The sequence below is a fragment of the Nonomuraea sp. NPDC059023 genome, from assembly GCF_042740095.1.
Classification (GTDB): Bacteria; Actinomycetota; Actinomycetes; order Streptosporangiales; family Streptosporangiaceae; genus Nonomuraea.
Genome location: NZ_JBHYIO010000001.1, coordinates 23,763 through 41,300, shown reverse-complemented (window position 1 = coordinate 41,300; position 17,538 = coordinate 23,763). Strand labels below are relative to the sequence as shown.

The window sequence follows — 17,538 nt, the reverse complement described above, 5'->3', positions numbered from 1 at the left end:
GGCGCTTCTATTGATAAATAGGGTCTGGAGACTTTATGGCTTGTGTTCCTTACCCGCGGTCACCAAGCCCGATTCGTAGGCCACGATGACCGCCTGCGCGCGGTCGCGGACGGAGAGCTTGTCGAAGATGCTGGTGATGTAGTTCTTGACGGTCGAGAGGCTGATGTCGAGGACCCGGGAGATCTCGGTGTTGTCGAGGCCGGTGGCCATCAGGCGCCACACCTCGACCTCGCGGGGCGTGAGCTCGCCCAGGCCCTTGGTGGCCGGCCGCGTACCGTGGGGCGCCCGTACGTAGGTGGCGATCAGCCGGGTGAGCAGGCGGGGCGCGACGGCGGCCTCGCCGGCGTGGACGGTGCGGATCGCCGCGCTCAGCTCCTCCGGGGAGCTGTCCTTGGGCAGGAACCCGTAGGCTCCGGCGCGCAGGGCGCCCACGAGGTACTCGTCCATGTCGAAGGTGCTGAGGGCCAGGACCCGGCTGCCGGGGACGGTGGCGGCGAGTTCCTTGGTCGCGGCCACCCCGTCCAGGACGGGCATCCGGATGTCCATCACGACGACGTCGGGGCGCAGCCGCCGGGCGAGGGTGACGGCCTGCGCGCCGTCCTCGGCCTCGCCCACCACCTCGAACGACGGGTCCGGGGAGAGGATGAGCGACAGGCCGCGCCGTACCAGCAACTGATCGTCCACGATCATGACCCTGATCATCGGCGTGCCCCCTCGTGCTGGACGGCCGCCTCGTCGGACTCGTCCGTGGTCAGCGGCAGGCGGGCCACCACGGCGAACCCGCCGTCCGCCTGCGGGCCCGCGCTGAGGGCGCCGCCGTGCAGGGCGACGCGCTCACGCATGCCGATCAGGCCGTAACCCCCGGCCGGCGCGCCCTCCAGCGGCGGTGCTCCCCCGCCGTCGTCCCGCACCTCGACGGTGACCTGGTCCCGGGCATAGGTCAGCCGGACGGACGCGCGGGCGGGCCCCGCGTGCTTGCGGGCGTTGGTGAGGGCCTCCTGGGTGATCCTGAACACCGTGAGGCCGACGGTCGGCGGCAACGGGCGCCGCGGCCCGTGGACGCTGAGCTCGGTCGGCAGCCCGGCCAGGCATGACTCCTCCACCAGGCGGCCCAGGTCGTCGGCGCCCGGCTGGGGCTGCGCCGGCGTGGCCTCCGGTTCGTCGCCGTCGCGCAGTACGGCGAGGAGCTGACGCATCTCGCGCAGCGCCAGCCGCCCTGAGGCCTCCAGGGTGACCAGCGCGTCCCGGACCACCTCCGGTTCGCCGAGGTTGGCGCGGGCCCCGCCGGACATCAGCTGCATCGTCGTGATGTGGTGGGCCACGATGTCGTGCAGCTCCCGGGCGATGCGGCGGCGTTCGTCGGCCACCGCGCGGTCGGCGAGGAGCCTGCGGTTGGCCGCCACCTCCGCCTGCCAGCGGTTGACCGCCATGGCGGTGCCGACGACGATCAAGGTGGTGAGGGGCGGGATGACGGCGTCCTGCCAGGACGGAAAGTGGCCGGCGCTCTGGCTCACCAGCGTCAGCGCCACCGTCGCGACGGCCGCGACCGCCGTCACCCGGCCGGGGCGGGCCCTGGCGACCGAGTACAGGGCGACCACCAGGACGGCGCCGAAGTGCCTGGGCAGCGGCACGATCAGGGTGGCCGCCGAGTCGAGTACCAGGATGGCGGTGAGCGCCGCCACCGGGTGGCGGCGCCGGGCGAGCAGCGGCAGGGCCGCCAGGGCGACGAAGAGAAACCCGGCCACGCTCACCGCGTGCCGGCCGTCGGGGGCGTTGAAGAACGCGTAGCTGAGCAGGTTCATCACGCAGGCGCCGCCGGCCACGAGCGCGTCGTTACGCGTCCACGGCGGCTCGGCGTCGTCTGCCTGCCGGCTCCTGAGCATGTGTTCCCCCTGTGTCCCGTCCCGGACCAGGGTTACACAGCGACGGCGATGACCAGGACCACGCTCCTGGTCACGGGCGGAGGGAAGGACCCAGGGCCCCGATCAGGATCATCCGCTGCCACGAGGTTCCGCGCCCCCGTGGCTGATGGTCTGGATGCAGGCCGGGAGCCCCCGGCAGACATCCGCATTCCGTCCGCCGGAGGACATCGTGATCCGCGCCCTGACCGGGTACTCCACCAGACATCCATGGAAGGTCATCGCCCTCTGGGCGGTGCTGGGTGTCGCGCTGAGCGCCCTGACTCCGACGCTGTTCGACCGCGTCACGCGAAACCAGGCCGGAGACTTCCTGCCCAGCGGTTACGACTCGGCCGCCGCGCTGCGCATCGCCAAGGAGCGGTTCGGGGTGAACCCCGACGCCACCACGGTGACGGTGCTGGTCGCCCGGTCCGACGGCAAGGCGCTCACCGACGCCGACCGGCAGCGGGTCGAGGCCGAGGCGGCGAAGCTGGCCAAGCGCCGGGTGATCATGCCCAGGGAGGACGACGGCCCGCAGCAGTTCCTGATCCCCGACCGCTCACAGACGCCGCGGATCGCCCCGGCGATGACCGCGCCCGGCGGGAGCTTCCAGCTGCTCTCCGTCGAGCTGGTCGGCAATCGCTCGGACAAGGGCGTCCAGGGCGTCTACCGGACCTTCCGGGACGCCGCCAGGACGCAGTTCGCCGAGGCGGGCATGCGTACCGGGTTCACCGGGGCGCTCGCCGACACCGTCGACACCGTCGACTCGCGCGAGATCGTCACCACGGTCGGCAGCGGCATCATCATGGGGCTGATCATCCTGCTCAACGTGCTGGTGTTCCGCAGCGTGCTGGCGGCCCTGCTGCCGCTGCTCGCGGTCGCCCTGATCGGCTTCGTGGCGGCGGGGGCGGTCGCAGGGGCCGCGATGCTCACCGGGCTCAAGCTCGACGCGAGCACCCCCGGCCTGATCAACGTGGTCCTGCTCGGCATCGGCATCGACTACCTGCTGTTCCTGTTGTTCCGCTTCCGCGAGCACCTGCGGGCCAGGCCGGAGCAACCCGCCCGCGAGGTGGCCGCGCAGGTCTCCGCCCGGGTGGGCGCCGCGATCACCTCGGCGGCGCTGACCATCGTGGCCGCGTTCGCCACGCTGGGCCTGGCGACCTTCGGGCAGTTCCGCTCGATGGGCCCCGCGATCGCCGTCGCGGTCCTGGTGATGATGATCGGCAGCCTCACCCTGCTGCCGGCCCTGCTCGCCGCCGCCGGGCGCAAGATGTTCTGGCCCTCCCGTACGGCCCTGCGCGCAGGACCGGGAGAAGGCCGGGCCGCCCGCCTGGGCGCGCTGGTCACGCGACGGCCGCTGGTGATGCTGGCCGCCTCCGTCGCCCTGCTGGCCGCGCCGGCCGCCGGACTGATCGGCATCCACATGGACTACGGCCAAGCCGGTTCCGCCGCCCAGACCCCCGCCGCGGCCACCGCCGCCGAGATCTCCCGCACGCTGCCCGCCGGCGTGTCCGACCCGACGAGCGTCTACGTCGCCTCCACGGACGGCCGCGCCCTCACCACCGGTCGGCTCGACGGCCTGTCCCGCGCGCTCTCCGAGGTCAGGGGCGTGGGCCGGCCCGCGCCGACCGTCCTGAACAAGGACCACAGCGCCGCCAGGATCGACCTCTACCCGACCGCCGACCCGCGGAGCCGGCAGGCCCGCGACCTGGCTTCCGGACCGATCCGGGCCGCGGTCGCCGAGCACACGCCCGCCGGGACGACGGCGCACGTGGGCGGCACCCCGGCCATCGTCGCCGACATCTCGACCGCCGTCGACCACGACCTCACGATCGTCTTCCCGGTCGCCGCCGCGCTGATCGCGCTGATCCTCCTGCTGCTCCTGCGCAGCCTGCTCGCGCCGTTGATCCTGATGCTCTCCGTCGGGCTCGGCTTCGCCGCCACCCTCGGCGCCGCGACCCTGCTGTTCCAGCACGTCCTGGGCGAGCCGGGCGTCAGCTTCACGCTGCCGCTTGTGCTGTTCCTGTTCGTCGTGGCCCTGGGGACCGACTACAACATCCTGATCGCCGACCGCATTCGCGAGGAGATGCGGCGATCCGGTACGGCTCGCGCCGCCGTGGCCCGCGCCGTACGGCACACCACCCCGGCCATCGCGACGGCCGGCCTGGTCCTGGCCGCCTCCTTCGCCAGTCTCGTCACGTCACCGGGCAACGAGCAGATCGCGTTCGCGATGACGCTCGGCATCATGCTCTCCGCGCTCGTCGTGTCGCTGGTGCTGGTCCCCGCCCTGGCCGCGCTCCTCGGCCGGGCGGTCTGGTGGCCGCTTCTTACCGAATCCCGGGCCGGCAACCGGTCGGCCCGAAACCATCTGCCGGGAGGCAACCGATGATGATGATGAAGAGTGCGATGCTGGCGCTGGCGGCCTTGGTCGCTTCGGCGGCGGGTCAGGCCGACGCGACCCCCCGATACGACCGGACGGCCTTGCGGGCCGATCTGGACACGATCCGCGACGCCGGGACGCTGGGCGTGCAGGCCCGGGTGGTCTCCCCCCGCGGCGACCTGGCCGCGGCCAGCGGTACGGCGGTGCGCGGCCGTAAGGTGCCGGTCCCCGTCGACGGGCATTTCCGGATGGGCAGCAACACCAAGACCTTCGTCGCCACCGTGATCCTGCAACTGGAGGCGGAGGGCCGCCTGTCCCTCGGCGACCACGTCGAACGATGGCTTCCCGGGCTGGTGCGCGGCAACGGCAACGACGGGCGCAAGATCACCGTCAGGCACCTGCTCCAGCACACCAGCGGCTTGCACGACTCCGTGGGCGACATCGAGATGAAGATGCGCACCGAGCGGGGCTACCGCGCGTACCGGTTCCTGCGCATGAGCCCGAAGAAGCTGGTGGCGCTCAGCGTCGACCGGCGCCCGCTCTTCGCCCCCGGCGCCCGCTGGAGCTACTCCAACATCAACTACCTGCTGGCCGGGATGATCATCGAGAGGGCCACCGGGAACTCCTGGCGCGAGGAGGTGACGCGCCGGATCATCACCCCGCTGGGGCTGCGGCACACCACCCTGCCCGGCGACTCCCCGAGCCTGCCCAAGCCGCACGCGGAGAGCTACACCGACGACGCCAAGACCGCCCGACCGTTCCGCGCCACCCGGCTCAGCCTCGGCTGGGCCGGCCCGGCGGGCGAGGCCGTCACCACCACCGCCGACCTGAGCAGGTTCTGGCGCGGGCTGCTCGGCGGCCGGCTGCTGTCGCCCGGGCAGTTGAAGAAGATGACCACCACGGTCCCGGTCGGCGCGCCGGGCAGGGAGTTCGGTCTGGGCATGGCCAAGCAGAAGCTGAGCTGCGGGATCTCGGTCTGGTCGCACCCCGGCGGCACGCCCGGGTTCATCACCGACAACGCCGTCACCGAGGACGGCAGCACCAGCGTGGTCGTCTCCCGCACCAGCTACCCGGGCACACCGGAGCAGGGCAAGGCCACCGCCCGCCTGATCGACAACGCGCTCTGCTGAGTCGCCGCGATAGTGTGCGCCCGTGGCTGACAAGGTCTCGAAGGGCGACGTCATCGCGTTTCGCCTCAACGCCCACCACCTCACCGTACGGCTGGGCGAAGACGGGCTGCTCGACGCGGCCGGCCGGTGCGGGATCCAGAACAGCCCGCCCGGTTCGGCGCTGCCGGCCCTGCACGCCAGGGTGGAGAACCTCACGCCGGAACGGGTGGAGCAGGCGGTCGCCGAGGACAAGAGCCTGCTGCAGAGCTGGTGCATGCGCGGCTCGCCGTTCTACTTCCCGACCGCGGACGCGCCGGTGTTCACCACCGGCGTGCTGCCGCCGGGCGAGGAGGGGCGGCTGCATCTCATTCCCGGCGTGGAGCAGGCGCTGGACGAGCTCGGCATGAGCCTGACCGAGGCGGTCGAGCTGACCGGCGCCGAGATCGACGCCGTGCTGTCCGGGCGCCGGCTCGCGATCAACGAGCTGGGCGCGGAACTCGCCGTCCGGATCGCCGCCGAACTGCCGGAGCGGCAACGCGGCATCTGGGAAGGGAAGGGCCCCTACGCCCCGGGCCAGCCGCTCGGTGAAGGTGTCGTGCACTTTTGCATCCGTATCCTCACGTTGCTGCGCACGGTCTGCTTCGCGCCGCGCGACGGGAACAAGGCACCGTTCGTCCTGGTCGAGGAGTGGCTCGGCCGGACGATCCCCGACATCGGCCCCGAGGTCGCGCGGGCCGAACTGCTCCGCCGCTACCTGCGCTGCCACGGACCGTCGACCCGCGCGGACTTCGCCGCGTGGGCAGGAATCAAGGCCGGTGACACCGGCCCCTGGTGGAGCCTGGTCGAGGACGAGCTGACCCAGGTGGGGTTCAACGGCAGGTCGTGGATCCTCGCCGAGGACCTCGACGCGCTGCGGTCGGCGCCGCAGCCTCAGGGGGTACGCCTGCTCCCGCCGCACGATCCGTACACCCAGATGCGTGACCGGGAGACGATCGTCGACCGGAAGTACCACCGGGAGGTGTGGAAGACCGTCGGCGAACCGGGCACGGTCCTCGCCGACGGCCAGATCACCGGCATCTGGCGGCCACGCAAGAGCGGCAGGAAGCTGACCGTCACCGTTAGAACGTTCGGCTCGCTGCGGGCGCGGGACAAGAAGGCGATCCAGGATGAGGCCGAGCGGGTCGCGCCGTTGCGGGGCGCGGCGTCGGTGAACGTCGAGTTCGAGACCTACTGACGGCCGGCCGCCCTGATGTCCGGCCAGGAGTAGACGACCTCGCCGGATGACGCCTCGCCCGCTTCCACTCCGCCGAGGGAGGCGTAGAAGCGGCGGGCGCGTTCGTTGCCGGCCCGTACGCGGATCGCCAGCGAGCCGAACCCGGCACCGGCCAGATCGGCGGCCGAGGCCAGGAGCAGGGCGCGGCCGTGGCCCTGTCGCTCGTGCCCGGGGCGGACCGCGAGGGCGTAGATCTCGGCGTCGCATCCGAGCTCGGGATCCGCAGGGCCGCCCATGATCAGGCCGACGACCGTCCCGTCCGGCAGTTCGGCGACCCTGGTGTGATGCGGCCGAGGCCGTTCGGCCGCCTCCGTGCGGAGGTTCCGGAGCCAGTTGGCGGCCGATTGCCGGGGGGTGACGTCGAAGTCGGGAAATGTGGCGAACGCGGCGCAGGTGACCTCGGCCATGGCATCAGCGTCGGGCGGGAGCGCGTACCGGATCGGCATGAGCGGAGGCTATCGCGGGCTCATGTCCAGCGGCGGATCGCGTCGATGGTCGTCTCCGGCGAGGTGTTGAAACAGAACCGGATCCCGGGCGCCATGGTGAACGTGGCGCCCCGCCGTCCTCCTGGACGGCGGGGCTGCTTCGTTCCGCGCGGACTACCTGACCGCCCCCAGCCGGTACTCGGCGCCACCACCACAGCAGAGCCTGTAGTCCTTGGTGACGTCGCCCTGCAGGGTGACCTGGCCGAGCTGGTCGTTGGGATCGAGGTCGTCCACCTCGATCAGCCGGATCACCGCGTTGGACGGGACGCACTTGTCGACCTCGACCCGCTGACCCGCGGCCATCGACACGTAGCGGCCGGCCGGCCAGATCTTCCCGCCGTTACTCGTGAGGTACACCTCGTCGCGGCCGTTCTCGCTGATCGTGAGAGCCCGGATACCGTCGAGGAACACACCGCCCCCGCAGGTGAGTTTCTCCCGCGCCGAAACCTCGGCGGCGGCCGAGGTCCCGGTGAACGCGAGGACCCCGACGCCGATGGCCACGGTCGCGAGCTTGAACAGCCTTCGCATGCTGGCTCCTTCTGCCGGTTGCTGAAGCCGCAAGCGAACCGCGCGCCGTCTTCATCCGGACGTCGATCCGATGTCACCGCATGTCAGAAGGTCGAGGTTGGTCACACCGCAGGCAGTGATCTTGGTCAGCCGCAGATCGCCGCCTTGACCAGGTTGTCCAACGTCTTCGGTACCTGGGCCGCGTCGAAGGCGGTGTCCCCCCAGTTGATGGAGGCGGTCAGGGTCTTCTTGCCGTCGGACGAGCTGATCATCAGCGCGCTGTAGCCCCCGGGAGGGCTGCCGTTGTGGTTGACGACGGTGCCGCCGCAGTCCGGGCCCAGCTCCTGCACGTACAAGCCGAGGCCGTAGCTGCCGAAGATTCCGGCGCTCTTCGGGTGCGGCTTGCGCATCTCGGCCATCAGCTCCGGCGGCAGGAGCTTGCCGCCCATCAGCGCGGAGGAGAACGTGTGGAGGTCCTCGGTGGTCGAGATCAGGTCGCCGGCGGCGGGGAGCAGGGAGACGTTCTGGCGGGTGACGTCGGCCACCTTCCACTGGCCGTCGGCGTCCTGGTAGCGGTAGTAGCCGCGGGCGTGCGGCCCGGGAAGCCGCGTCCGGTCCTCGCCCACCATGGTGTGCCGCATCTTGAGCGGCCGCAGGATCCGCCGCTTCATCTCCGTCATGTAGGAGTGGCCGGTGACCTTCTCGATCAGCAGTTGTGCGACCGTGTAGTTGGTGTTGGAGTAGCTCCAGTCCTCCCCCGGCTCGAACCTCGGCTCCTTGGACAGCGCCAGCCGTACCAGCTCATGCGGCTTGTAGCTCTTGAACCGGTTTTCCACCCACTCCCGGCCCGTGGCCGGGATGCCCGGCTTGAACGTGCCGTCGGGGTAGTACTCGCCGGTGTAGTTGAACAGGCCGCTGCTGTGCTGCAGGATCATCCGCACGGTGATCCGCCGGTCCATCCCGAGCTTGGGCAGATAGGTGGCCACCGGCGTGTCCAGCCCGACCTTTCCCTCGGCCACCAGTTGCAGCACCATGGTCGCGGTGAAGGGCTTGACGACGCTGCCCGCATAGAACGACCCGTCCGTCGACGGCTTCTCCGCGCTGCCCAGCTCGCGCACCCCGGCGTTGCCGACCCACTCGCCCCGCGGGTCGTTCATCCGCATCTGCACACCGGCGAACCCGATGTCGACCAGCGCCTGCATCGCTTTCTGCAGCTCCGGGCGATCCTGCCCGGCGGCGGTGGCCTCCGTTGTGGCCACCCCGGCCAGCAGCGTGGCCGCCAGCGCCGTGACCGCCATCCGTGAGAAGACCCGCACGGTCTTCTTCCTGTACGCCTTCCGCGGACCCGAGGCCGCGATCCCTGTGTCGCTCATGGCAGCCACGATCACCGAACGTCCTGACACCGGACCGCCATCGCCCTGACACGCCCGGCTCAGTTCAACCCGATACCTTGCCACATAAGGTATCGGGTCGTACCGTCGTCTTATGGCTGAGGATTCCGAGGCGCCGCCGGGATCGGCCGCCCTCGCTCGTTTGCGTCGCGAGCTCGCCCGCGGCACGACCGAGCTGGCCGTGCTGTCCGTTCTCGGCGTTCGCCGCCGATACGGCTATGAGCTGCTGAAGGTGCTGCGGGAAACGGCCGAGGGGGTCCTGGAGGTCAAGGAGGGCACGCTTTATCCGCTGTTGCACAGGCTGGAGGATTCCGGCCACATTCTGGCGACCTGGGAAGCCGAGGGGCGGGCCAGGCCGCGCAAGTACTACGTCATCACTCCGGAGGGTCGCACGTACCTCGCCATGCTGCGCGCCGAGTGGAGCGGCCTGGTCGGCGGGATGCGACAGCTCCTCGACACGCTTGGTGAGGTGCGGGAATGAGCAACGAGCAAGAGATCATCGACGATTACGCGCAACGGGTCGGACGCCACCTGACGGGACCGGCCCGGGACAAGGCCAAGGCGGAGCTCGGCGCGCACCTGTCCGACGCGGCCGAGGCGGGAGAGCTGGACCATGCCCTGGAGCGGCTCGGCACCCCGAGGGAGGCGGCGGCCACCTTCGCCGACTTACGATCCGCGCCGCCCGCTCCCCTGAACGCGCGGCTGGCCGCGATCGTGATCGACAACCTGCCGCTCGCCGGCGTCACGCTCGCGCTGCTGGTGAAGGGGATCGTCCGCATCAACGACCTGGGGAACGGCTTCGCGCTGGCGTTCCCGCCGTTCCTGTACTTCAAGATCGGCGACGGGTGCGTGGCCGTGGGCCCCGTACTCTGCGACGCCGACCCCTACGGCTACGCCGGGCTCCTCTACACCCTGGGCGTCCCGCTCGCCCTGCTCTGGTCGATCGCCGGCCTGGGCCTGGCGGAGGCCTGGACCGGCACCACCCCCGGCAAGCGCCTGCTGAAACTGCGCGTCGTGACCGAGACCGGGCTGCGCGTCCACCCGGCCAGGGGCGTCGCCCGGCGCCTCAGCCTGATCCTGGGACCGGCCGCCTGGCTGGACTGGCTGCCCTTCGTGTGGGGGGACCGGCGCCGGTTGCTCGACCTCCTGACCGGCACCAAGGTCGTACGGGTGACGTCACCGTCCTAGTTCCGTGGCGAGCTCCAGAGTGGTGCGCTCTTCAGGAGGAGGGCTTGCTCGACGGGCGTGACCGTGTCGCGTACACCAGCATGGGCGCGGTCACCGTCGCGCCGGGAGAAGCCCAGCGGTGATCGGCCAGGTGCTCCAGCACTCTCGCTGTATAGTTATTTCAGCCACAACTGAAACGACTAGCAACAAGGAGGACTGGATGGATCCGATCCAGGAGACCCTGTTCCTCACGCTGTACGCCCGCGGCTGTGACAGCAGGCTGCCGAACTCGATCCTCAACGACAAGGCGTCCGCCGATCTGGTCCAACGACTGGACTACGACTTCACCAGGTTCAAGGCCTCCCCCAGCGTCGTATCGGGAACGGCGCTGCGGGCCAAGAAGATCGACGACAGGGTCCGGGCGTTCTGCGCGCGACACCCCGGCGGCATCGTGCTCGACCTGGGGTGCGGCCTGGACACCCGCATGCTGCGCTGTACCCCTCCACCGGGCGTGGACTGGTACGACGTCGACCACGCCGAGGTCATCGATCTGCGTACCGGGCTGCTTCCCGGCGGGCATCCCATCGCCGCGGACCTCACCACGGAGGGCTGGCTGGACGCGATCCCGGCCGACCGCCCGGCGATGATCGTGGCGGAGGGGGTCCTGCCCTTCATGCCCGGCGACACGTTCCGGCGGCTCGTCCGCCGGCTCACCCGGCACGTCGCTTCCGGTGGGCTGGTCCTGAACGCGTACACCCGGTTCGCCGGCTGGTCCATGCGCTTCCACCCGGCCATGAAGGCACTCGGCATCAGAGGCGGCGAGGGCTTCGATGATCCCCGGGAGCCCGAACGCTGGAACGCGGGCCTCCGGCTGGTCGAAGAGATCTTCCTGACCCGAGCGCCCGAGGTCGCCTCCTTCCCCCAGCCACTCCGCGCCCTCACCCGGTTGACCGCCCTGAGCGACGGCCTGTCCCGGCAGGGTGCCCGAATCCTCCATTACCGGTTCTGAGCGCCATACCCGGAACATACCGAGCATCCCTAGAGTCCTTCCCGATCTACTCACCGTGAGAGAGGGAACACTCGCAGATGCGAAGCACCTACAGGCGGTTCGCCGCCATGGCCGTGATCCCCGTGGCCGCCGCCGGGATCATGGTCGCCGCGCACCCGGCCGCGGCGGCCGCTCCCAAGTACCTCAGCAGCAGCTGCTCAGATGACGGCTACCGCCTCGGCATCGGCGTGCACTACTACAACACCTCGACGCAACACGTCGTCACCAAGGTCTCGTGGCACGTGGGCGGGAACGCCGGGAACACGAACTACCTCGCCTTCCGCGTGTACGTCGACAAGAACAACGCGCCGGACCCGGACATCACCAACGGCTACAACCTCACGGTGAAGAAGGGGTTCGGGGACAAGATCGTGAGCGGTCGCACCTCGCTCGGCAGCAAGATGTACCTCGGCTTCGGCATGCAGTTCCACAAGGCGAGCGCCGTCGACCCCTACTGCGACGGTCAGACCAGCCGGGTCTAGGCGGGCGAAATCCTTGAAATCGCGCCTGCCGGTGGTGGCCATGGTCATGATCATGGCCACCGCCTGTTCGGCGAACGGACCGGAAACGCCTGCCGCGGACACCTCGCGGCTCCCTCCGGTCGTTCTCGCCGCCTCCGGCACGGGGGCACTCCTCTACGACCCGAACACCGAGGTGTTTTCCGGGTACGCGCGTGACGGCCGCCGCGTGTGGACGGAGTCGCGTACCGGCGTCGAAGCCCGCTGCGGCGTCCAGTGCCCGGACGCGATCTTCTCCGGCGGCCACGTGCCACCGTGGTCACGCGCCGGCGCGAAGGTGGAGAAGGTCGCGGTCTCGGCGGCGGACCGTCACCGGGTCGTCAGCCTGCGTTCGGACGCCGACGCGGTGGTCGTGGAAGCCTCGGGCAAGGGCGGGCGGCTGGTCGTTTCCCGTACCGACGGCTCCGTGAAGACGCACGCGATCGCCAGTGCCGATGACGCGGTCTGGGTGGAGAGCCCCGACCGGTCGGCGGCGTTGCTGCTTTTCTCCGATCCCGAGCTGGCGGGCGCGACCATGCTCCGTTTCACCCGGGACCCCGGTGGCTGGCGGGCGGCGGGCAGCGGGTGGCCCGCCAACGGTTACTGGGGCGGTTGCGTGGGTGCGCGGGGCGGCCCGGTGTTCCTGACCGGAGCCAAGGGGGGCATGCTGAGCGGGCTGGGGCCGGTGCCCTTGCGCAGCGACCTTCCTCAGGTGGGCGAGTGTGTGGCCGGGAAGGACGGCGGTGCGCTGATCTCCCGCTGGATGGATGGCCGGGGCCAACCGCACACCTCGATCCGGGGAGTCGACGCGCTCGGACGGCAGATCTGGTCCCGTGACCTTCAAGCCGAGGCGGGCGTCACCGCCGACCCCACCAGCGCGGCGATCGCGGTGGTGAGCGACGGCCGGCTGGAACTGCTCGACCGCGACGGGAAGGTCAGCGGGCAACGCGCCGGCGTCACGGCGGCGAGGTTCACCGAGACCGGTCAGCTGGTCACCGTGACCGCGAAGGGCGAGGTGAGCTGGTCAGCGCCCTGATCGGCAGGCTGCCACTGGGCCTCCATCCAGACCGTGTCGTCGCTGGTCAACGCTTCGACGCGGACCCCCGGAGCGGCTGGAGCCGTAACGCCGAGCTCGCCGCAGTCGGCGACCACGCTGACCGACACCAGCGCGGCGCTGCCCACCACCGTGACGCGGGCCCGGGAGGCCGCGCCGGCGAGAACGACGAGGACCGCTTCGGTGAGATCCCGCCTGACCGCCACGGGCGGCGTCGGCCACTGGCCGCGTGAGTCCAGCTCCACCACGACGCCCTTGCGGTCGGCCACGTCGACGCAGTGGCGCAACTCGTGCAGCAGGGGGTTGGCGGCCTCGTCGGACTCGGCGAACAACCTGCGCATGCGGGCCGCCTCGATGGCGCAGCTCCGCTGGACCGCCGGGCTCTCGGGGCTGAGTGAGCCGTCGGCGAGCCCCTCCAGCAGCGGCACCGTGGTGGCCGACAACTCGGCGAAGCGTTCCTGCCTGCGGTTGTGGGTCTCGGCGGCTACGGCTTCCGCGACGCGTACCCGCTCGATCTCTCTGCGCGCGGCCACCGCCGCCGTGCCGAGGCTGCGCAGTACGGTCGCCACCACCGCCACGCACAACGGGAAGCCGATCACCGTGACGGACCCGGTCGCGAACCGGGCCAGCGACTCAGGCGTGGCACCCTCGAACACGAGCAGGTGGAACAGCGCGATGAGCTCGTGGCCCAGCAGGAACAGCGCCGCGGCGCGCAGGGGACGCTCCAGCACCACGACGAGGCCCGCCCAGGTGGCCGCGGCGAACATCCAGTCCTCGCCGGTCGACGTGCGACCGTCCGGCAGGCTCACGTACGACAGCATGGACGCGGCGAGCACGGCGGCGATGACCGGGCCGCGCCACCGGTCCCACGAGCGCCCGCGGACGACCAGCACGGCCTCCGCGATCAGCACGACCCCGAGCACCGCGAAGGCCCCGAACTGCGCGAGCGGCGTGTCATAGGTGTGAACGCTGCTCACGAGAGTGGGCAGCGCGATCCCGAAGACGCCGATCATGGCGACGACCAGCGTCGCCACCCGCAGACCGCGCCCCAGCCTCGCCCGCGCCGACTCCTCGACGACATCCTTCACAACGGTGTCACCGACGGGGGCCGCACCCACGTCCCGCCATTCGAGCAGAACCTGAGTCCCCTCGCCCGCGGCGGAGGTGATCGTGGCCGTGCCGCCGACGCGCTCCATCCTGCCGCGGATGGACTCGCGCACGCCGCGCCGGGTCCCGGGCACGTCCCGCGCCGAGAACCCCTTCCCCCGGTCGGCGACGTCGAGGCGCAGCGCCCGCGCGTCGCCGCTGAGCCGGACGGTCACGTGCTTGGTGCCCGAGTGACGGCGCACGTTGGTGAAAGCCTCGCCCGCCGCGTCGGTGATCGCCCTGGCGACATGGAACGGCAGGCGGAGCCGCCCGGGGCCGTCGAAGTCCACGGTCAGCTGTGTGGCCGCGAGATCGGTACGCAGCAGCTCGACCAGGTCGGCTTCCTCCGGCGCCCGCCCGCTGACCGAGCGCAGCCTGCCCAGGTCGCGCCGCGCCTGCGGGCCCAGCCAGGCGGCGTCCGAACGCACCTGGCCCAAGCCCACCATCAGCAGCGTCGTCGCCGCCGTGTCGTGCAGCGAGTTGACCTGCTCGCGTTCCTCGGCGCGCACGGCCGCGGCCAGCAGCGCCTCCCCGCGCGCCCGCAGGGCCTCGGCCGCCATCAGGTCGGCCTGTTTCGCCGCGCGGCTGACGAGGATCCAGGCCGCTCTGGCCTGCACGGCGGCCGACAGCGCCCACAACGTCCCCGTGGCCAGGCTCGCGTCCACCTCCAACGCCCCCGCCGCCACGAGCAGCCCCACCGCCCCGCCCCCGGCGGCGACCGCGGCCACCCCGCCCGCCACCGGCGAGGTGTGCCACTGGTAGGTCGCGCAGGCGAAGGTGACCAGCAGGCGTAACCACCCCGTGTTCTTGTCCGCCACGGCGTCGGTCCAGAAGACGCTGCCGAACAGCCCCAGCAGGACGGCCACGTCAACGGCGACCAGCGCGTTCCCCCGCCCCGCCCGCAGCCACCACGCGAACCCGCAGGTCCAGACCGCCGCGACGCCGACCACGACCAAGGTGCTCGCGAGCTGCTCGGCCGGGGCCCGGAACGGGGCGATGGCGCAGATCGGCACGAGCGTCGCCAGGCGCACCGCGGCGGCGTACCTGCGGCCGAAACGCACCAGCAGCGCCGCGGCCTCCCCTGCCAACCGCCCGCCTCTCGATCACCTACACCCTTGCCGCCCCGCAGCCTAACGTCAGCGGCCGATGGTCTTGTACTCGATGTACTGGTTCAGGCCAGCGAGCCCGAACTCGCGACCGATGCCGCTCGCCTTGAAACCGCCGAACGATCCATCCCAGGCGGGCATGGCGCCGTTGACGAGCACGAGGCCGGTGCGGATGCGGCGGGCGACGTCGACGGCGCGGCCGGGGTCGGCGGACCAGACGCCGCCGCCAAGCCCGTAGTCGGAGTCGTTGGCGATGCGGACGGCGTCGTCCTCGTCGTCGAAGGGGATCACGACCAGGACGGGACCGAAGATCTCCTCGCGGGCGATACGCATGGAGTTGTCGACGTCCGCGAACAGGGTGGGCTTGACGTAGTGGCCGCCCTCCAGCCCTTCGGGCACCCCGGGGCCGCCGGTGACCAGGCGGGCGCCCTCGGCGACGCCGATCTCGATGTAGGAGATCACCCGCTGCCGCTGGTCAGCGTGGACCATGGGGCCGATGAACGTGGCCGGATCGGACGGATCGTCGACGATCAGCGACTCCATCATGGTCCTGATCGCCTCGACGACCTCGTCGTACCGGCTCCTCGGAGCGAGGATGCGGGTGTGGGCCTGGCAGTTCTCGGCGTTGTTGCTCAGCGAGTGGAATTTCAGGCCCTCCACGACGGCGCCGAGGTCGGCGTCTTCGAGGATGACCACGGCTGACTTGCCGCCCAGCTCCAGGCTGACCCGCTTCAACCGCTCACCCGCGATCGAGGCGATACGCCGGCCGGCGCCGGTCGATCCGGTGAAGGCGATCTTGTCGACGCCGGGATGGGCGACCAGGTATTCACTGGTCTCGCGACCGGCGGGCAGGACCGAGACCACGCCCTCGGGGAAGCCGGCCTCGGCGAAGATCTCCGCGAGTGCCAGGGCGTCGATCGCGGTCTCCGGGGCGGCCTTGAGGATGACGGCGCAGCCGGCGAGCAAGGCGGGCACCATCTTGACCAGGGCGGACTGGTGCGGAGCGTTCCAGGGAATGACGGCGGCCACGACGCCCACCGCCTCCCTGCGCAACAGAGAACCGGAGGGCAGCTCCTCCTCCCACGGCAGACTCTCCGCGGCCCGCAGGTAGGCGCCGGTCTGCTCCGGCAGGCCGTAGACGTTGAGGCCGGTCGTCATCGAGATCGGCGTGCCGTTCTCCGACGTGATCAGCGCGGCCATCTCGGCGGCGCGGGCCGCGTAGAGCTCCTGGAAGCGCGCCACCGTCTTCTGGCGCTCCCCGGGATCGGTTCGTGGCCAGGGCCCGCGGTCGAACGCGTCCCGGGCCGCGGCCACCGCGGCGTCCACGTCCGCGGTGCCGGCGTGCGGAGTCTGGCCCACCAGCGACCCGTCGTGCGGAGAGCGGACCTCGATGATCTCCGAAGTGGCGGGTGCGGTCCAGTGACCGCCGATGAAGAGCTCGTAGTAGAAGGTCATGTCGTATCTCATTTCGTGGGTGCTTTGTCACCGCCCTGTCAAGCTTTTGGATATCGGCATGCCGGAGTAGCGGGAGGGGAGGTGCGTGAATTGGATAGAACACGCGCACGATCGGACAGACAGCCCATCTCTCCAGGTCGACACCGCCGGCCCTTCCGCGCATGCACGGTGTTCGTTCCCGGCCTGGGCACACAACGCGTCGTGCAGCCCCCAGGACCAAGACTCACTCGCCACCCGCCCCCGCCCCGGGCTACCGCCGCGACAACGCCATCGGGCGCACCTCGCCGCATCGCGTCCGGAGGCGCTCCTACCAGCTCCACGGCCTGGCCGGGGGCGGCCGTACCGGAGTAGCCCGGATCCCCTTCTTCGTCGGCGGGTATCGCCCTGGTGACGTGCGCGCCGGCGCGATGGCGCCCGATCAGGCGGGGTCAACCACGTCCTCTAGTCCCAGTCGTATTGGCACTTGGGCAGGCCGTGCCTGCTGGGGTTGGCGTCGAAGCCGTCAGAGGTGAACACGTAGCCGGCGGGCACCCAGCCCCACTTGCCCTTCCTGTCGCCCTGGGTCTTGTACCAGGTGGTGTTGCCGCCCTTGTGGTACTGGCCTTCCGACCAGCAGGTGAACCAGCTGTTCGTGGTCCACAGGTTGTCGATGAGGTTGCTGGCGGGGATGGTGGTGGACGGCTTGTCGTACAGCGGGGCGTTGCCCTCGTTGCCGCACCACAGCACGCCCTTGCCGTTGACACCGCAGCCAGCGGCCTGGGCTCCTGTCGCGGGAATGGTCACTACGGCCGCGACCACGGCCGCGGCGCCGAGGATGGACTTCCAGTGCAGGTTCATGCCCGACAGTCCATCCCGCCTCCCCGACCGGAGCCACCTCTAAGGTTTCAGGGTCGCACCCCGCGACCACCTTCGCCACGGCGTCACGAGCACGCCAGAGGGTAGTGGTCAGCTGACCTCGCTGGTCTCCGTCGCACGCTCGTCCGAAGTCTGGAGCCTTCCTCGGTAGCGCACGGCCAGGCACA

16 protein-coding genes are annotated in these 17,538 nt (G+C 70.9%); 8 read left to right on the top strand and 8 right to left on the bottom strand.

What is annotated here, in order from left to right; all coding sequences use genetic code 11:
• Positions 1-33: 33 nt before the first annotated feature.
• Positions 34-690: a response regulator gene (locus ACFWYW_RS00190; RefSeq protein WP_379620062.1), complete on the bottom strand. Its 657-nt coding sequence runs from the start codon at positions 688-690 to the stop codon at positions 34-36.
• Positions 691-698: 8 nt separating this feature from the next.
• Positions 699-1,883, bottom strand: a complete 1,185-nt coding sequence (locus tag ACFWYW_RS00185) for a sensor histidine kinase (protein WP_379620060.1) — start codon at positions 1,881-1,883, stop codon at positions 699-701.
• A 208-nt stretch (positions 1,884-2,091) separates the two neighbouring features.
• Between ACFWYW_RS00185 and ACFWYW_RS00180 the strand changes: the two genes are divergently transcribed.
• The 3 genes from ACFWYW_RS00180 to ACFWYW_RS00170 are packed head-to-tail and all read left to right on the top strand — an operon-like array spanning position 2,092 to position 6,621.
• A complete protein-coding gene (locus ACFWYW_RS00180; RefSeq protein WP_379620058.1) occupies positions 2,092-4,287 on the top strand; it encodes an MMPL family transporter in 2,196 nt (731 codons plus the stop codon).
• Positions 4,284-5,408, top strand: coding sequence for a serine hydrolase domain-containing protein (locus ACFWYW_RS00175; protein ID WP_379620056.1), 1,125 nt, complete (start codon positions 4,284-4,286; stop codon positions 5,406-5,408). Before ACFWYW_RS00180 ends, ACFWYW_RS00175 begins: the two co-directional genes overlap by 4 nt.
• Before the next feature lie 22 nt (positions 5,409-5,430).
• The gene (locus ACFWYW_RS00170) at positions 5,431-6,621 is read left to right on the top strand and encodes a winged helix DNA-binding domain-containing protein (RefSeq protein ID WP_379620054.1); all 1,191 of its coding nucleotides are present in this window, start codon (positions 5,431-5,433) and stop codon (positions 6,619-6,621) included.
• Here ACFWYW_RS00170 and ACFWYW_RS00165 read toward each other — a convergent pair.
• The 3 genes from ACFWYW_RS00165 to ACFWYW_RS00155 form a co-directional block, all read right to left on the bottom strand.
• Entirely contained in the window at positions 6,615-7,106 is a 492-nt protein-coding gene (locus ACFWYW_RS00165) for a GNAT family N-acetyltransferase (RefSeq protein ID WP_379620052.1), read from the bottom strand. The two genes, ACFWYW_RS00170 and ACFWYW_RS00165, sit on opposite strands and share 7 nt — an antisense overlap.
• A 153-nt stretch (positions 7,107-7,259) precedes the next feature.
• Entirely contained in the window at positions 7,260-7,673 is a 414-nt protein-coding gene (locus tag ACFWYW_RS00160; RefSeq protein WP_379620050.1) for a hypothetical protein, read from the bottom strand.
• A 125-nt stretch (positions 7,674-7,798) separates the two neighbouring features.
• Entirely contained in the window at positions 7,799-9,025 is a 1,227-nt protein-coding gene (locus tag ACFWYW_RS00155) for a serine hydrolase domain-containing protein (protein WP_379620048.1), read from the bottom strand.
• Positions 9,026-9,137: 112 nt separating this feature from the next.
• Between ACFWYW_RS00155 and ACFWYW_RS00150 the strand changes: the two genes are divergently transcribed.
• The 5 genes from ACFWYW_RS00150 to ACFWYW_RS00130 all read left to right on the top strand — a co-directional run bounded on the left by ACFWYW_RS00150 (position 9,138) and on the right by ACFWYW_RS00130 (position 12,791).
• A complete protein-coding gene (locus ACFWYW_RS00150; RefSeq protein WP_379620046.1) occupies positions 9,138-9,524 on the top strand; it encodes a PadR family transcriptional regulator in 387 nt (128 codons plus the stop codon).
• A complete protein-coding gene (locus ACFWYW_RS00145; protein WP_379620044.1) occupies positions 9,521-10,231 on the top strand; it encodes an RDD family protein in 711 nt (236 codons plus the stop codon). The genes ACFWYW_RS00150 and ACFWYW_RS00145 overlap by 4 nt, the downstream gene beginning before the upstream one ends.
• A gap of 199 nt (positions 10,232-10,430) precedes the next feature.
• Complete coding sequence (locus ACFWYW_RS00140) at positions 10,431-11,219, top strand: class I SAM-dependent methyltransferase (RefSeq protein WP_379620042.1); 789 nt, start codon at positions 10,431-10,433, stop codon at positions 11,217-11,219.
• A 77-nt stretch (positions 11,220-11,296) separates the two neighbouring features.
• Positions 11,297-11,740 carry a hypothetical protein gene (locus ACFWYW_RS00135; protein WP_379620040.1) on the top strand — a complete coding sequence of 148 codons (444 nt, stop codon included), beginning with the start codon at positions 11,297-11,299 and terminating at the stop codon, positions 11,738-11,740.
• 13 nt (positions 11,741-11,753) lie between these two features.
• Entirely contained in the window at positions 11,754-12,791 is a 1,038-nt protein-coding gene (locus ACFWYW_RS00130) for a hypothetical protein (protein WP_379620038.1), read from the top strand.
• Here ACFWYW_RS00130 and ACFWYW_RS00125 read toward each other — a convergent pair.
• From ACFWYW_RS00125 to ACFWYW_RS00115, 3 genes are all read right to left on the bottom strand, one after another.
• Positions 12,740-15,043, bottom strand: a complete 2,304-nt coding sequence (locus tag ACFWYW_RS00125; protein WP_379620036.1) for a sensor histidine kinase — start codon at positions 15,041-15,043, stop codon at positions 12,740-12,742. The two genes, ACFWYW_RS00130 and ACFWYW_RS00125, sit on opposite strands and share 52 nt — an antisense overlap.
• Positions 15,044-15,091: 48 nt before the next feature.
• Positions 15,092-16,516 (bottom strand): aldehyde dehydrogenase, encoded by a 1,425-nt coding sequence (locus tag ACFWYW_RS00120; RefSeq protein ID WP_379620034.1) that lies wholly within the window; start codon positions 16,514-16,516, stop codon positions 15,092-15,094.
• A gap of 441 nt (positions 16,517-16,957) precedes the next feature.
• Positions 16,958-17,353 carry a hypothetical protein gene (locus ACFWYW_RS00115; RefSeq protein ID WP_379620032.1) on the bottom strand — a complete coding sequence of 132 codons (396 nt, stop codon included), beginning with the start codon at positions 17,351-17,353 and terminating at the stop codon, positions 16,958-16,960.
• Positions 17,354-17,538 lie beyond the last annotated feature (185 nt).

Coding starts and splice junctions, on each gene's coding strand:
- ACFWYW_RS00190 (WP_379620062.1), bottom strand. CDS start 690: ATGATCGTGGACGATCAGTTGCTGGTACGGCGCGGCCTGTCGCTCATC.
- ACFWYW_RS00185 (WP_379620060.1), bottom strand. CDS start 1,883: ATGCTCAGGAGCCGGCAGGCAGACGACGCCGAGCCGCCGTGGACGCGT.
- ACFWYW_RS00175 (WP_379620056.1), top strand. CDS start 4,284: ATGATGATGATGAAGAGTGCGATGCTGGCGCTGGCGGCCTTGGTCGCT.
- ACFWYW_RS00165 (WP_379620052.1), bottom strand. CDS start 7,106: ATGCCGATCCGGTACGCGCTCCCGCCCGACGCTGATGCCATGGCCGAG.
- ACFWYW_RS00160 (WP_379620050.1), bottom strand. CDS start 7,673: ATGCGAAGGCTGTTCAAGCTCGCGACCGTGGCCATCGGCGTCGGGGTC.
- ACFWYW_RS00155 (WP_379620048.1), bottom strand. CDS start 9,025: ATGAGCGACACAGGGATCGCGGCCTCGGGTCCGCGGAAGGCGTACAGG.
- ACFWYW_RS00150 (WP_379620046.1), top strand. CDS start 9,138: ATGGCTGAGGATTCCGAGGCGCCGCCGGGATCGGCCGCCCTCGCTCGT.
- ACFWYW_RS00145 (WP_379620044.1), top strand. CDS start 9,521: ATGAGCAACGAGCAAGAGATCATCGACGATTACGCGCAACGGGTCGGA.
- ACFWYW_RS00140 (WP_379620042.1), top strand. CDS start 10,431: ATGGATCCGATCCAGGAGACCCTGTTCCTCACGCTGTACGCCCGCGGC.
- ACFWYW_RS00135 (WP_379620040.1), top strand. CDS start 11,297: ATGCGAAGCACCTACAGGCGGTTCGCCGCCATGGCCGTGATCCCCGTG.
- ACFWYW_RS00120 (WP_379620034.1), bottom strand. CDS start 16,516: ATGACCTTCTACTACGAGCTCTTCATCGGCGGTCACTGGACCGCACCC.
- ACFWYW_RS00115 (WP_379620032.1), bottom strand. CDS start 17,353: ATGAACCTGCACTGGAAGTCCATCCTCGGCGCCGCGGCCGTGGTCGCG.